14 protein-coding genes and 1 pseudogene are annotated in these 14,031 nt (G+C 69.4%); 9 read left to right on the top strand and 6 right to left on the bottom strand.

What is annotated here, in order from left to right; translation table 11 throughout:
* Positions 1 to 157: 157 nt before the first annotated feature.
* A complete protein-coding gene (locus NE857_RS31135) occupies positions 158 to 1,117 on the bottom strand; it encodes a DUF5996 family protein (protein WP_254418837.1) in 960 nt (319 codons plus the stop codon).
* Between the two features lie 295 nt (positions 1,118 to 1,412).
* On the opposite strand from NE857_RS31135, the gene NE857_RS31130 reads away from it, so the two are divergent.
* The 5 genes from NE857_RS31130 to NE857_RS31110 all read left to right on the top strand — a co-directional run bounded on the left by NE857_RS31130 (position 1,413) and on the right by NE857_RS31110 (position 6,384).
* The gene (locus tag NE857_RS31130; protein ID WP_254418836.1) at positions 1,413 to 2,057 is read left to right on the top strand and encodes a hydrolase; all 645 of its coding nucleotides are present in this window, start codon (positions 1,413 to 1,415) and stop codon (positions 2,055 to 2,057) included.
* Between the two features lie 257 nt (positions 2,058 to 2,314).
* Positions 2,315 to 3,292, top strand: coding sequence for a CPBP family intramembrane glutamic endopeptidase (locus tag NE857_RS31125; RefSeq protein ID WP_254418835.1), 978 nt, complete (start codon positions 2,315 to 2,317; stop codon positions 3,290 to 3,292).
* Positions 3,293 to 3,357: 65 nt separating this feature from the next.
* Complete coding sequence (locus NE857_RS31120; RefSeq protein WP_254418834.1) at positions 3,358 to 4,971, top strand: alpha/beta hydrolase; 1,614 nt, start codon at positions 3,358 to 3,360, stop codon at positions 4,969 to 4,971.
* A 123-nt stretch (positions 4,972 to 5,094) separates the two neighbouring features.
* Positions 5,095 to 5,826, top strand: a complete 732-nt coding sequence (locus tag NE857_RS31115; RefSeq protein ID WP_254418833.1) for a helix-turn-helix domain-containing protein — start codon at positions 5,095 to 5,097, stop codon at positions 5,824 to 5,826.
* A 33-nt stretch (positions 5,827 to 5,859) separates the two neighbouring features.
* A complete protein-coding gene (locus NE857_RS31110; RefSeq protein WP_254418832.1) occupies positions 5,860 to 6,384 on the top strand; it encodes a tetratricopeptide repeat protein in 525 nt (174 codons plus the stop codon).
* Positions 6,385 to 6,393: 9 nt separating this feature from the next.
* Here NE857_RS31110 and NE857_RS31105 read toward each other — a convergent pair whose 3' ends face one another.
* Positions 6,394 to 6,831: a CoA-binding protein gene (locus tag NE857_RS31105; protein ID WP_254418831.1), complete on the bottom strand. Its 438-nt coding sequence runs from the start codon at positions 6,829 to 6,831 to the stop codon at positions 6,394 to 6,396.
* Between the two features lie 428 nt (positions 6,832 to 7,259).
* Here NE857_RS31105 and NE857_RS31100 point away from each other — a divergent pair, with 428 nt between their 5' ends.
* Positions 7,260 to 8,759, top strand: a complete 1,500-nt coding sequence (locus NE857_RS31100; RefSeq protein WP_254418830.1) for a SulP family inorganic anion transporter — start codon at positions 7,260 to 7,262, stop codon at positions 8,757 to 8,759.
* Positions 8,760 to 8,971: 212 nt separating this feature from the next.
* Here NE857_RS31100 and NE857_RS31095 read toward each other — a convergent pair whose 3' ends face one another.
* The 3 genes from NE857_RS31095 to NE857_RS31085 all read right to left on the bottom strand — a co-directional run bounded on the left by NE857_RS31095 (position 8,972) and on the right by NE857_RS31085 (position 10,189).
* On the bottom strand, positions 8,972 to 9,379 hold the full coding sequence (locus NE857_RS31095) for a MerR family transcriptional regulator (RefSeq protein WP_254418829.1): 408 nt from the start codon (positions 9,377 to 9,379) through the stop codon (positions 8,972 to 8,974).
* A 230-nt stretch (positions 9,380 to 9,609) separates the two neighbouring features.
* Positions 9,610 to 10,020 (bottom strand): arsenate reductase ArsC, encoded by a 411-nt coding sequence (locus tag NE857_RS31090; protein ID WP_254418828.1) that lies wholly within the window; start codon positions 10,018 to 10,020, stop codon positions 9,610 to 9,612.
* Positions 10,021 to 10,033: 13 nt separating this feature from the next.
* Complete coding sequence (locus NE857_RS31085) at positions 10,034 to 10,189, bottom strand: hypothetical protein (RefSeq protein ID WP_254418827.1); 156 nt, start codon at positions 10,187 to 10,189, stop codon at positions 10,034 to 10,036.
* A 98-nt stretch (positions 10,190 to 10,287) separates the two neighbouring features.
* Between NE857_RS31085 and NE857_RS31080 the strand changes: the two genes are divergently transcribed.
* The 3 genes and pseudogenes from NE857_RS31080 (at position 10,288) to NE857_RS31070 (ending at position 12,878) form a co-directional block, all read left to right on the top strand.
* Complete coding sequence (locus tag NE857_RS31080) at positions 10,288 to 10,572, top strand: ArsR/SmtB family transcription factor (RefSeq protein ID WP_254422158.1); 285 nt, start codon at positions 10,288 to 10,290, stop codon at positions 10,570 to 10,572.
* Positions 10,572 to 11,654, top strand: a complete 1,083-nt coding sequence (gene arsB, locus NE857_RS31075) for an ACR3 family arsenite efflux transporter (RefSeq protein WP_254418826.1) — start codon at positions 10,572 to 10,574, stop codon at positions 11,652 to 11,654. Before NE857_RS31080 ends, arsB begins: the two co-directional genes overlap by 1 nt.
* A gap of 115 nt (positions 11,655 to 11,769) precedes the next feature.
* Positions 11,770 to 12,878 (top strand): annotated as a pseudogene (locus tag NE857_RS31070) (ArsO family NAD(P)H-dependent flavin-containing monooxygenase).
* Positions 12,879 to 12,944: 66 nt separating this feature from the next.
* Here the strand turns inward: NE857_RS31070 and NE857_RS31065 are convergent.
* Entirely contained in the window at positions 12,945 to 13,988 is a 1,044-nt protein-coding gene (locus NE857_RS31065; RefSeq protein ID WP_254418825.1) for a flavin-containing monooxygenase, read from the bottom strand.
* Between the last annotated feature and the right edge of the window lie 43 nt (positions 13,989 to 14,031).

The following is a 14,031-nucleotide window of genomic DNA, read 5'->3' as shown; positions in this document are numbered from 1 at the left end:
CTGGCGTGGTGGACGGCTGGCGTGGCGAACGCGAGGTCGGGAGCGGCCGCTTGTGCTTCGCGACATCGTAACCGTTCGGTTGATTAATCAACTGAAAACCGTGAGAGCTTTTATCGAAGAATCAAAAGAACTTGCACTCACCCGTCCGAGGACCAGGTCAGGCTTCGTCTTCCTGTGGTGGGGCAGGGGATTCGTGCCACCGGAGGGGGTCGTCCTCCAGCGCGGGGCGGTCCCAGTGTCCGAGGTTCGCGGCGGCCGCGTAGGTGCTGTGCAGGAACTCGGCCACGGCGCGGTCGGGATCGGGTGCGGTGCGAGCGGCTTCGTAGGGCAGCAGGAACTGCTGGAACTCGGTGCTGTAGTACGCGCCCTCGGGGCCGGGCGACTGGTCGGCGAACCCTTCGGGTGCGGGGTAGGCGTAGGCGTAGAAGGCGCCCTCCTCGCCGCCGCCGGGCCAGAATCCGCAGCTGGACAGTTCCCGGGAGTAGCCCTCGACCATGACCCAGTCCCCGCAGTTGGGCACTCCGCCCGGGTGCGGTGGAGCCGACCGCCCGGAGAAGCGGGTGCAGGCCAGGTCCATCCCTCCCCAGAAGAAGTGGACCGGGCTGACCTTGCCGACGAAGTGCGACCGGAACTCGCCGATCACCCGGTTGGCCTGCAGGAGCTGCCGCCAGAACAGGGTGGCCGCTTCGGCGTCGTAGGAGGCGTGCTCGCGGTCCTCGGCGAAGGGGATCGCCGGATCGACCTCGTTGGGGACGGGGCGGATCGGCGCTTCGATCCCGAGCTGGTCGAGCAGGTCCAGGACCTGGGAGTAGAACGCGGCGACGGTCATGGGCCGCAGTGGGAAGCCGTGCGTGCCACCGTCACTGCTGCGGATCTCGAGCCGGTGGCCGACGAAGTCGAACTCGATCTCGAAGGCCCCCGAGCGGTAGGGGACGGTCGAGGTCGTCAGTCCGCGCGGGCTGACGTACAGGGGCACCTGCCACCAGTGGTTGACCAGGGGGGCGTGGGCCATGCGGATCTTGCCCACGATCTGGGTCCACATGTGCAGGGTGTCGCGGGTGCCCGTCCAGTCCGAGACCCGCAGGCTCGGCCAGTTCGCTGTCGACGAGTCGGTCATCTGCTTCTCGCTTCCTTCGCTGCGTCACCTGGGGACGAGGGCTCGTGTCCTGCGGGTGGAGCCTTGCCTCTCCGACGTTCCCGGCTCGGCGCGGATCCCGTTGATGATTGATGCATCATCCAGATGATAGATGATGAGTCAACTTCATGGCGAAGTCCGCCCCCTCCTGGGGGCGGGGCTCGCATTTGGTTGACTCATCATCCAAAAATGCTAATTTAGATGATGTATCACCCAAGCGGATGGCAATGTCCCGTCCGAGCCCCCAGAAACACGAGCCCCCGGAGAGGGACCCCCCATGAGCACCAAGGCCAAGAACGGACTCGACGCGCTGCTGACGCCGGAGGAGAGCATCCTCCTCCTGATCGACCACCAGCCGTTCCAGGTCGCCAACCTGAACAGCCACGAGCCGTCGTATGTCCTCAACAACGCTGTCGGCCTGGCCAAGGCCGCCAAGCTGTTCGACGTCCCGACCATCCTGACGACCGTGATCGCGGAGCGCGGCGGACACCTCATCCAGTCGATCCAGGACGTCTTCCCGGAGCAGAAGCCGATCGACCGCACGCTCATCAACACCTGGCAGGACGAGCGGGTCGTCGAAGCCGTCAGGGCGACCGGTCGCAGGAAGGTGATCATGGCCGGTCTCTGGACGGAGATCTGTGTGGCCATGCCGGCGATCCAGGCGGCGGGCGAGGACTTCGAGGTCTACGCCGTCACCGACGCGTCGGGCGGTGTGTCGGTGGAGGCGCACGAGATGGCCGTGCGACGCATGATCGAGGCCGGTGTGACGCCGCTCAACTGGCTGGCCGTGGTTGCGGAGTGGCAGCGCGACTGGGCCCGTGAGGAGACCGTGGCGGGCCAGGCCGAGGTCCTGGGGCAGCACGGCGGCGCCAGCGGCGTTGCCTTCGCCTGGGAGATGCAGCTGCTGGCCACCCAGCTCTGACACCGGCGCTGACACGGCCGCGGAACGGGTTCCGCTCCGCGAACGGGTTCCGGGCCGCGATCGGCGCGATCGGCGGGGACGAAGCCGACTTCGTCCCCGCCGATCGCGCTCTCACCACCTGGCCGGTCCGGAGTCGGCCGCCGTCATTTTCTGGGGGAGATCACGCCATTCGGTCTTGACTCCGACGCGACGTCGGGGATTTGACTGAGCGCTGTTCGACCCGACCCGAGAATGACGAACCGAGGAGAAGTAGACCCATGACCGTGAAAACACAGGAGCTCCGGGGGCCGAAACCCGTCCCGCCGGGGGTCGAGTACCACCGGGTGCTGGCGGGGGAGGAGCGCCGCGTCGGCCGCGGCATTCTCGCCATCCTCCTGCTCGTCGGGGGCATGTTCGGCGCCATCATCGCGTTCCAGCTCGTGGGCGGATGGATCGACGGCATCCTCTGGCCGGGTGTTCCGGGTGACGAGCGCCTGGTCCTCACCCCGCTGGCCCACGCCGGCAGTCTGATCGCCGTCGGGTTGGTCATCCCGTGGAGCATGTTCCTCCAGCGCTGGCTCTACGGGGTGCGGGGCGCCACCCTGAGCTCGGTCGCGTCGGGCTTTCGCCTCGACCTCTTCGGGCGGGCGCTGCTGACGGTGACCCCGGCCTTCCTGATCGCGCTCGCCGTCTTCGAGTTCATGTCCCCCGGTGAGACCGCCGTGTGGCTGTACAGCGACGTCATCTGGATGCTCGTCGTGACCATTCTTCTCGTGCCCCTGCAGTCGGCGGGCGAGGAGTACGGTCTGCGCGGGCTCGTCTTCCGTGTCGCGGCCAGTTGGGGGCGCGGTCGGTGGACGTCCCTGATCCTGGGTATCGGTGTGTCGTCCGCCCTGTTCAGTGTCATCCACACCGCGAGTGACCCGTGGTGGAACCTGTTCTACCTCCTGTTCTCCCTCGTCACGGGATACGTCACCTGGCGAACCGGCGGGGTGGAGATCGCGGTCGTCATCCACGCGGTCTTCAACACCCTCACCTTCCTCTTCTGGATCGCCCTGAACGCCGACGTCTCGGCCAGGTTCGACCGTTCGGCGGGTGGTCTGGACACCGTCCTGCTGATCACCGGCACCATGGCCTTCATCGGCACGGCAGCGGTCGTGTGGTTCCGAACCCGGAAGGTCGGCCCGGCCACGACACCGATCGCACCGGACGAGGGCCGGGGCGACCGGACCGACCTCGTCCCAGAAACGGCTTGACCCTGTTCCGGGAACACGGTGTCTGCTGTCCCCGGATCACTGGTCGTACCGAGAAGGGGGCAGACATGAGGGGCCGACGACCACGCGCGGCAACACGTGGGGGGACCGGATCGGGAAGGCACCGAGGGCCGGTCACGAAGGGGATCGGCCTGCTCGCGCTGGCCGGGGTCCTGGCGGCGTGTGTTCCGGCGGAGCCGGAGGAACAGCGGCCGGGTACCGGATCGCCCAGCGCCGCGCTGGACGTCTTCTACGAACAGGAACTGGCTTGGGAGGACTGTACTGACTACCCGACCACGGCCGGGGAGGCCGGGCTGCTCGCTCTGGCGCCCGAAGCCGAGTGCGCGCGGATGGAGGTGCCGTTGGACTACGAGGAGCCCGAGGGGGAACTGGCGTCGGTGGCGGTGATGCGGGTGCCCGCCAGCGGCGATTCGATGGGTCCCCTGCTCTACAACCCGGGCGGGCCGGGCGGATCCGGGATCGTGGGAGCGGCGCTGGCGTTCGCGGGACTGGCGGACAGCGAGATCACCGAGCGGTTCGACCTGGTCGGCTTCGACCCGCGCGGGGTCGGCGCCACCCAGCCCGCCGTCAAGTGCTACACCGACGAGGAGGCCGACCAGGGGGTCGTGGCCCTGGGCTCGCAGGGCACCACCGTGCAGTTCACCGAGGAGGACACCCGCGCGATCATGGAGCGGTGCGCCGAGGGTTCGGGCGGCGCCGAGGTCCTCCCACACCTGGGGACGCGGGACACCGCGCGGGACATGGACGTGCTCCGGGCCGCGCTCGGTGAGGACCAGATGACCTACTTCGGACAGAGCTACGGCACCCGGCTGGGCGCCGTCTACGCCGAGCAGTTCCCGGACCGGGTGCGCGCGATGGTACTGGACGGGGCGATGAGCCCGCTCGAAGGCAGCTTCGAACGACGCGTGAACGCGTACGCGGGGTTCCAGGCGGCGTTCGACGAGATGACGGCCGCCTGCGGGGCCGAGGCGGACTGTCCGCTGGGCAGCGATCCCGGTCAGGCGACCGAGCGGTTCCAGGAGATCGTGCGTCCGCTGCTGGACGAGCCCGTGCCCGCGCTGGAGTCGGAGCTGGACTTCGACGGCGCTGTCGGCGGGGTGATCGCCGGACTGTACTCCCCGGTCAGCTGGCCGCGGATCATCGAGGGGATCGCCGAGGTCGAGGAAGGGCACGGGGACGGCCTCATGCAGCTGATCTACGACTTCGGCCTGCGCGGCCCCGACGGAGCGTGGCCGAACTCGCTGGAGGCCAACCACGCGATCAACTGCATGGACGAGGAGCGCCTGACCCCGGAGCAGGGTGGTGAGCTGCGCGCGGCCACCTACGAGCAGGCGCCCTTCATGGACCCCGGGGTCGACGTGACCGAGGGGGCGCGGGACGGCTGCGAGCACTGGCCCGCCGAGCCCGAGCTCGGGTTCCCCTACGCCGAGGACGTCGAGGGCCTTCCCGAGACGCTCGTGGTGTCGATCACCGGCGACCCGACGACCCCGCACGGGGGCGCGATCGAGCTCGCGGAGACGCTCGGCGGAGCCCTCCTGACGGTCGAGGGCGAGGGGCACGGGATCGTCTCCCTCGGCAGCAACGAGTGCGTTGACGAGACCGCAGCTGCCTACCTCATCGACCTCGAAGTACCCGAAGAAGGCACGACCTGCTCGCTCTGACCGGTCAGCCCGGTGGAGCGCGGACGCGCTCCACCGGGCCCGGCCGCGTGTGTCACAGCGTCACAGCAGATCCCCCAGTAGATCCCCCAGTCAGATGTCACCGATGTCCCGGGAGGAGCGACCATGGGCTGGAGCACGCGAGAACTCGCTGAGATGGCGGGTACGACGGTGAACACCATCCGCCACTACCACCGCGCCGGCCTGCTCGCCGAGCCCGAACGCCGGAGCAACGGCTACAAGCAGTACCAGGCCTGGCACCTCGCCCGCCTGATCCAGATCCGGCGGCTGCGCGAACTCGGGGTTCCCCTGACCCAGGTGGAAGGGCTGGGGGAGAGCCCGGACGCCCTCACCGACTCCCTCCGCGTGCTCGACGCCGAGCTCGCGGCGGGCATCGAACGACTTCAGCGCGCACGAACCGAACTGGCCGCCATCCTGCACGCCCGCGCCCCCATGGACGTTCCGACCGATTTCAGCTCGGTGGCCGAGCGCCTGAGCGAGGCGGACCGGGCGGTCCTGTCGATCTCCGCCATGTTCTACGACGATCAGGCGATGAAGGACATCAAGAGCATGATCGAGGCCGAACCCGCCGACCTCGACCACGAGATCAACACCCTGCCGCCCGACGCGAGCGAGAGCACCCGCCAGCACCTGGCCGAACGCGTGGCGGTGATCCTCGCGGAGCACCAGCGGAACCACCCCTGGATGAAGGACCCGGAACCACACCTGACGAAGTCCCCGGCCATGGTCACGGAGATCGCCGTACGGTCCATCACCGACCTCTACAACGAGGCCCAACGCGATGTGCTGTACCGCGCCCACCTTCTACTGCAGCAGAACCCCGACCCCGAGGGGTAGCAGGGCTCGTACGCGGTGGATAGCCTGCCGCGCATGACTTCCTCTCCCCCAGACCCGGCGGCCGGAACGGACGAGACACGGATACCGGGAGGCCCGGGCTGGTGCATGGACGCCCGGACCCTCCTCCCGGTCATCGAGGACCTGGGGGAGTTCCAAAGCGCCCACGCCGACGACCGGGCGCTGCCGATCCTGACGGAGCTCTGGAGCGGCAGACCCGAGAAGGCGGAGCCGCTCGCGCTGGCCCTGGTCAAGGCCGAGCCGACCCTTCGCCACCGCGCCCTGCTGGCCGACGTCCGCCGTGACCTGGGCCGGATCAGCTGGGCCGTGGCGGAGTACGCCGAGCTGATCGAACAGTCCCGCGGCACCGCCCGCGAGGCCTTCATATGGCAGCACCTGGGCAAGGCCCACTTCGTCGGGCAGGACTATCCGAAGGCCGCCCAGGCCTTCGAGACGGCGCTCAGCCTCCGTCTCCGCGACACCGCCGCGGAGGATCTGATCGCCTCGTCACGCATGGCGCTGCAACGGACACGGACTCTGCTCTGCGACCCGAACCGATAACGCGCTCGCTCAGGCGCCGCGCTTGCCCCACTCGATGGCGGGGCAGGTGTCCATCACCATCGGCACTCCGGCATCCGTCGTACGACGGAACGCCTCTTCGTCGACGACGCCGAGTTGGAACCACACACCGCGGGCGCCGATCGCGACAGCCTGGTCGGCGAACTCGCCAGCCGCTTCGGAGCGGCGGAAGACGTCGACGACGTCGATGGTGCCGACCGCGGCGGCCGCCTCGGCGAGCGTCGCGTAGGCCTTCTCACCGAGGACTTCCCTCCCCTCGGCCGCGGTGCCGGGGTGGATCGGGATGATCCGCTTACCTCTGGCCTGCAGCAACCGGGCGATCGGATAGGCAGTACGCCCCGTGTCGTTCGACAGACCGACGACAGCCCAGGTCCTGGTGTCGTCGAGGAGGATGTCGATGGTCTTCGGGTCCAGCCATGGTTCGGTCATGTCGGTGGAGAACAGCCCCGGCCTACGGCTGATTCCCACTGGCGCGCGTACAGCGTGACAGAGGAGGACCCCAGCCGGTCAGTGTCCGTCCCGGGTTTCCAAGTGAAGGCATGGCACCGAACCCAGGCGTGTGAGCGCGGTCTCAGCCGCCCCCCGTGGCTTGAACACTTACGTGAGAGTAGAGTTGTCCCCGGCTGATCCTGCGGAACCCCACGCGGATCACCGTGAACTTCCCGGCTGGTCCCCGCGGGCGGGGGCGGGCACACGGCGACGAGGCCGCGCGCCAGGGCGCCCACAGGGCGCCGTGCTGAAACCCCAGGCGGCCAGAGACCGCCGATTCCCGGAACCGGCGGGCACGGCCCCGCACGCCGTCGCCGAACACCAGACATGAACAACGCCGCTCCGACCTGTGGGCTGCCCGACCTCAGATGGGTTCCATGAACCAGCCTGTGAAGACCCGACGGTCTTTGATGTCCAAGATCCCCAGTGGCGCGCAGCTGCGCGCCGACGTCCTGGCCGGGCTCGTCGTCGCCCTGGCACTGATCCCCGAGGCCATCGCGTTCTCGCTGATCGCGGGGGTCGACCCCCGGGTGGGGCTGTACGCGTCCTTCATCATGGCGGTGTCCATCTCATTCCTGGGCGGGCGGCCCGCGATGATCTCCGCCGCCACCGGCGCGATGGCCTTGGTGGCGGCTCCGTTGTCCATCGGGCACGGCGTGGACTACCTGATCGCCGCCACGATCCTGGCCGGGCTCATCCAGGTCGCCCTGGGCCTGCTCGGAGTGGCCAAGCTGATGCGGTTCGTGCCGCCCAGCGTGATGACGGGCTTCATCAACGCCCTGGCCATCCTCATCTTCCTGGCCCAGATTCCGCACCTGGCCGGGGTGGGGGTGCCGATCTACCTGATGGTCGCGATCGGGCTGGGGATCATCTTCGGGCTGCCGCTGCTCACCAAGGCCGTCCCGGCGCCGCTGGTGGCCATCGTCGTGCTCACCGTGGGCGCCCTGGCCATGGGTATCCCGGCCCGCACTGTCGGGGACATGGGCGAACTGCCCGACACCCTGCCCGTCCTGCTCATCCCGAACGTGCCGCTGACCCTGGACACCCTGACCCTCATCGCGCCCTACGCCCTCACCCTGGCGTTGGTGGGGCTGATGGAGTCGCTGATGACCGCCAAGGTCGTCGACGACCAGACCGAGACCTCCTCCGACCACGCCCGTGAGGCCCGGGGGCAGGGCATCTCCAACGTGGTGGTCGGCTTCTTCGGAGGTATGGCCGGATGCGCGATGATCGGCCAGACCATGATCAACGTCAAGTCCGGCGCCCGTACCCGCGTCTCCACCTTCCTGGCCGGGGTGTTCCTGCTCATCCTGTGCGTAGGGCTGGGCGACGTCGTGGGGATGATCCCGATCGCCGCCCTGGTCGCGGTGATGTTCTTCGTGGCCATCGTGACCTTCGACTGGCACAGCATCGCCCCCAAGACGGTCAGGCGCATGCCCTGGACCGAGACCCTGGTCATGGTCGTCACCGTCGCCGTGGTCGTGGTCACCCACAACCTGGCCCTGGGAGTGATCGTCGGTGTGATCGTGTCGATGGTGCTCTTCGCCCGCAAGGCCGCGGTGCACGCCGGGCTGACCAGTGTCCTGGACCCGGAGGGCGGTACCCGGGTGTACTCGGTCAACGGTGAGCTGTTCTTCGCCTCCACCGGTGAGCTGGTGGGCCGCTTCGACTACGCCGAGGAGGGCCTGAGGAGGGTCGTGATCGACATGTCCAAGGCGCACGTGTGGGACTCCTCCGCCGTGGCGGCACTGGACCGGGTGAGCGAGCACTTCCGTAAGCACGGCGTGGAGGTGGAGATCACCGGTCTCAACGAGCCCAGTGAACGCCTGCACAAGGAGCTGTCGGGCACTCTGGCCGGAGGGCACTGACCCGGCGCCGGAAGCAGAGGCCACACGGACCGCCGGAGGAACGTTCCGGCGGTCTGCTGTGGATGGATCCCGGCCCTTTTCCCAGGAGGGGCCGTCGGCTCGGACGGTCGAAGTCGGCGTGGTGGCCCGGTCCTGAACCGGTTCCGGTCAGGGGCTTTGAGGTTCTCGAACCCGGTGCGCTCTCACCTGGTGCCCTCTCGCCTGGTGCGCTCTCACCTGGTGATATCGATCCGCGATCGTTCCGTGCGCAGGCGGTCTCCGAACTCCTCAGCCATGGACAGCTGTTTGCGCAGTGTTTGGCAACGCTCGGTGATCGACTCCTCGAACCCGTCCAGAACGGCGCTGAGTTCCTTCTTCCGGTGCGGGCCGGTCTCGGGTGCGTTCAACAGGTCGAGGGTCTCCAGAAGCTCACGGGTCTCGTCCAGGCTGAAGTCCAGCGGCTTCATACGCTTGATCAACTGGAGGCGGTCGACGTCTTCCTCGGTGTAGAGGCGGAAACCCCCGCGGGAGCGTGCCGACGGTTCGACCAGGCCGACCTCTCCGTAGTAGCGGATGGTTCGTAGCGACAGCCCGGTTCGCTCAGCCACTTCGCCGATCTGCATGTGTCTGGTGCCGGACATCGCCCTACGCCCCTCATCCTCGAATCCACGTCAACGGTGGACTCGGTTTCGCTGAACCGGTTCCCGCAGTGTGCAACGGTAGCGTGCCCGCGTGTCAGCTCGGTGGCCACCGGAGTGAGGGTGGTCCGCGTCGGCAACGGCCCCCGCGTCCTGGCCCCCGCCCGTGCTCTGGCTGCGCGCCGACACCCCGGCGGATCAGTTGGTGGTAGCTCTCAGCAGGGGAGCAGCTCTCAGGCGGGGAGCAGCTCGCCGATGAGTTCTTCGACGCGCTTGCGGATGTCGTCGCGGATGGGGCGGACGGCCGCCACTCCCTGTCCGGCGGGGTCGGGGAGTTCCCAGTCGAGGTAGCGCTTACCGGGGAAGAACGGGCAGGTGTCGCCGCAGCCCATCGTTACGCACACGTCGGAGGCCTCGACCGCGTCGGTCGTCAGAACCTTGGGGCTCTGGTCGGTGATGTCGATGCCGACCTCGGCCATGGCCTCGACGACGGCGGGGTTGAGTGTGTCCGCGGGGGCCGATCCCGCCGAGCGGACCTCGATCCGTCCCCCGGAGAGGTGGCGCAGCCAGGCGGCGGCCATCTGGGAGCGTCCGGCATTGTGCACGCAGACGAACAGGACGGACGGCTGGTCGGTTCCGGTCATGGTGGGTGTCCCTCTACTTCGGGTCGATGGTGGTGGGCGTGGACGCGGGTTCTGCGATCAGCGCTCGCACGGTCTCCTCGCAGAAGTGTCCCCGGTGGCGCGCCGCCAGTCGGGCGGCACCCGGCCCGGTGCGTTCGTGCAGGAGGGGCTGCGGATCAGGTGTGGTCATGCTCTGGACTCCCAGAGGAAAGGGGCCGACGGGCAATGCATCAGGATCGAGTGATGAGATAGTATCAGCGCATGCTGATGTCAGTCGATACTGATCTAATGAAGGTCCTGGCCGACCCGCTCCGCATGCGGATCGTGTCCCTGCTCGCCCACGAGACCCTGTGCACCACCCACCTGATGGAGGAGACCGGGGCCCGACAGACCAACCTGTCCAACCATCTGCGCCTGCTGCGCGAGGCCGGGGTGGTGGAGACCGAACCGTGCGGCCGGTTCACGTACTACCGGTTGCGCCCCGAGGCCCTGGAATCCCTCTCCGAAGGGCTTGCCGGCCTGGCGGCCGCCGCCCGCGCCACGGACGCCGCGCAGAACAGGCGGGCCTGTTGATGGGGCGCCCCGAGACCTCGACGCAGGAGATCGGTGCCTCCGCGGTGGCGAGGCTGTCCACCCTGGACCGGTTCCTGGCGGTGTGGATCCTGCTCGCCATGGCGGTCGGCCTGGGGCTGGGCCGTTTGATCCCCGGCCTGAACGAACTCCTGGCGGCGATGGAGGTCGGCGGGATCTCCCTGCCCATCGCCCTGGGCCTGCTGGTCATGATGTATCCGGTGCTGGCCAAGGTCCGCTACGACCGCCTGGACACCGTCACCCGCGACCGGCGCCTGCTCATCTCCTCCCTGGTCGTCAACTGGGTGGTCGGCCCGGCGGTGATGTTCGCCCTCGCCTGGATCTTCCTGGCCGACCTGCCCGAGTACCGCACCGGACTGATCATCGTCGGGCTGGCCCGCTGCATCGCCATGGTCATCATCTGGAACGACCTGGCCTGCGGGCACCGCGAGGCCGCGGCCGTGCTCGTGGCCCTGAACTCGGTCTTCCAGGTCCTGCTCTTCGGGGTCCTGGGCTGGTTCTACCTGGACCTGCTGCCCGGCTGGCTCGGCCTGGACAGTGGCGGCCTGGACGTCTCCCCCTGGCTGATCGCCCTGAACGTGGTGATCTTCCTCGGCATCCCGCTGGCCGCCGGGTTCCTCACCCGCCGGTTCGGCGAGCAGAAAATGGGCCGCGAGCGCTACGAGGCCGACTTCCTGCCCAGGATCGGCCCGTGGGCGCTCTACGGCCTGCTGTTCACCATCGTGCTGCTCTTCGCCCTGCAAGGGGAGCGGATCACCAGCCAGCCCTGGGACGTGGCCCGGATCGCCGTGCCGCTGCTGGTCTACTTCGTGCTGATGTGGTTCGGCACCTTCGCCTTCGCCAAGGCGATCGGAATGGACTACGACCGCACCACCACGCTGGCCTTCACCGCCGCGGGCAACAACTTCGAGCTGGCCATCGCGGTGGCGATCGCGACCTTCGGGGTCACCTCCGGCCAGGCGCTGGCCGGGGTGGTCGGCCCGCTGATCGAGGTTCCGGTGCTGATCGCCCTGGTCTACGTGTCCCTGGCCTGGCGCAAGCGCTTCGCTCCGGAACGCCGATAGGAGACCGGAGACCGGTGCCGGGCCCGCCCCTGGAGCGCGGGCCCGGCACCGTGACCGGACGGACAGAGGGTCGGCGGATCCGGGCGGACGTAGGGCACCTGAGGAGAGGACGGGAATGGACAGCTCCCAGAAAAGGGTCGATGTCGCGGTGATCGGGGGCGGCCAGGCCGGGCTCGCGGCGGGATACTTCCTGCGCCGGGCCAGGCGGCGCCTGGAATTCGACTTCGCCGTCCTGGACGACGCCGCTGCCCCGGGCGGGGCGTGGAACGAGTACTGGGACTCGCTCCGCCTGTTCTCCCCGGCGGGGCACAGCATGCTGCCGGGCTGGTGGATGCCCGAGGAAGCCGGACAGGAGTACCCGTCGGCCCGGCACGCGGCCCGGTACCTGGCCGAGTACGAGCGCCGGTACGACCTGCCCGTCCACCGGCCGGTGCACGTGGACAGCGTCGAACGGGACGCTGACGGTCTGCTGCTGCACACCGGTCAGGGCGACTGGCGGGCACGGCATGTCATCAGCGCGACCGGCACCTGGCGGGCCCCTACGTGCCCGACCTGCCCGGACGCGGGGTCTTCGGAGGCAGGCAGGCGCACACGGCCGACTACCGCGGCCCGGAGGAGTTCGCCGGGCAGCGCGTCGTGGTGGTCGGCGGCGGGAATTCCGCCGCCCAGATCCTCGCGGAACTCTCCTTGGTCGCCCGGACCCGCTGGGTGACGCTGCGACAGCCCCGGTTCCTGCCCGACGACGTCGACGGCCGGGCGCTGTTCTCCATCGCCACACGACGTCAGCAGGCCGCCGAACAGGGGGAGGACGCCCGGGGAGTCTCCGACCTCGGCGACATCGTCGCGGTACCGGGTGTGCGCCGGGCGCGGGACCGGGGCGCGCTCAGCGCCGATCCCATGTTCGACCGGCTGACGCCGTCCGGGGTGGCCTGGGCTGACGGCGCCGTCTGGGAATGCGACGCGGTGCTGTGGTGCACCGGGTTCCGGCCCGCTCTGGACCACTTGGAACCGCTGGGCCTGGTGGATGAGCAGGGCCGGGTCAAGGTCGAAGGAACCCGTTCGGCGGACGAGCCCCGGCTGCACATGCTCGGCTACGGCGACTGGACGGGCGCGGCCTCGGCCACCATCATCGGCGCGGGGCGCACGGCCAAGGGCGCTGTCGCCGAGATCGTGCGAGATCTGGAGCAGGCCGAGCAGGCCGAGCAGGCCGAGCAGGCCGGGTAGGCCGGGTAGATCCCGCCCTGACGCAGCGGAACCCGAAAGCCCCGCCGGTCACGGCCGCAGGCCCGCTCACCTTCCCGGGCGGAGCCGCCGCAGGACGTGTCGGGCGTCCCGGCCGACCCCGCGCAGGGTGGCCGAGGAGAAGCTGCGCTGGAACTCCAGCCCCACGTATCCCAGCCCGGGGACCGCGGTGGAGATCCCGCCCCGGTGCAGCGGGCGCCCTCGGGCGTCGAGCGCGCCGGTCGGCGCGAGGTAGTCCAGGGCGGGACGGTAGCCGGTGGCCAGGATCAGGGAATCGACCTTTTCCACGGTGCCGTCGGCCCAGGTCACCTTGTCACCGTCCAGGCGGGTGAACACCTCCCGGCGGTCGGGGTTGCCCGTGGCGAAGGCCGCACGGTAGCGGCCGTCGTCGTTGACCAGGGTCGGGCCCTTCTCCCAGATTCGGCGCAACGGGGCGGTGTCCAGGCCGGTGCGGGTGAACCACCAGTGGATGTCCCGGCCCAGGGGCCGCTGGTTCGCCCAAGCCACCGGGGTTCGGGAGGCCAGACTGACCCGGGCCGCCCCGGCGAGCTCCGCGGCCATCTGCACCCCGGAGTTCCCGCCGCCGACCACCACCACGCGCTGACCGGCGAAGGGTTCGGGGGAACGGTAGTGGGCGGTGTGCAGCACGGTCCCGGTGAAGTCCTCCAGCCCCGGCAACGCGGGGCGGTGCGGCCGGGTGAAGCCGCCGGTGGCCGCGACCACTGCCGAAGAACGCACCCGGGAGCCGTCGGCGGCGGTGAGGACGAACCCGTCCCCCTCACGTTCGACACTCTCCACGGGCCACCCGCAGCGCAGGTCCGCGTCCAGCCGGGAGGCGTAGTCGCGCAGGTACGCGACCACCTCGTCCCTGAGGGGATAGCGCTCCGGGTCGCCCGGCATCGCCCGCCCGGGAAGGCCGGAGAAACGTGCGGGGGAGAACAGGGCCAGGCTGTCGTAGTAGTGCGGCCAGGAACCGCCCGGCCGGTCGGACGTCTCCAGCACCAGGGGACGGACCCCTCGGCGGTTGGCGGCCCAAGCGGTGGCCAGGCCAGCCTGACCTGCGCCGATGATCGTGAGGGGGGACTCTTCCATGACGGGGACTCCTTCGTTCTCGTGAGCGCGGAACTGTTGCGGC

The organism is Nocardiopsis exhalans, from assembly GCF_024134545.1.
In the GTDB taxonomy this organism is placed as follows: domain Bacteria; phylum Actinomycetota; class Actinomycetes; order Streptosporangiales; family Streptosporangiaceae; genus Nocardiopsis; species Nocardiopsis exhalans.
The sequence above is the reverse complement of the archived record's forward strand: the minus strand, read 5'-3'. Positions and strand labels throughout refer to the sequence as shown.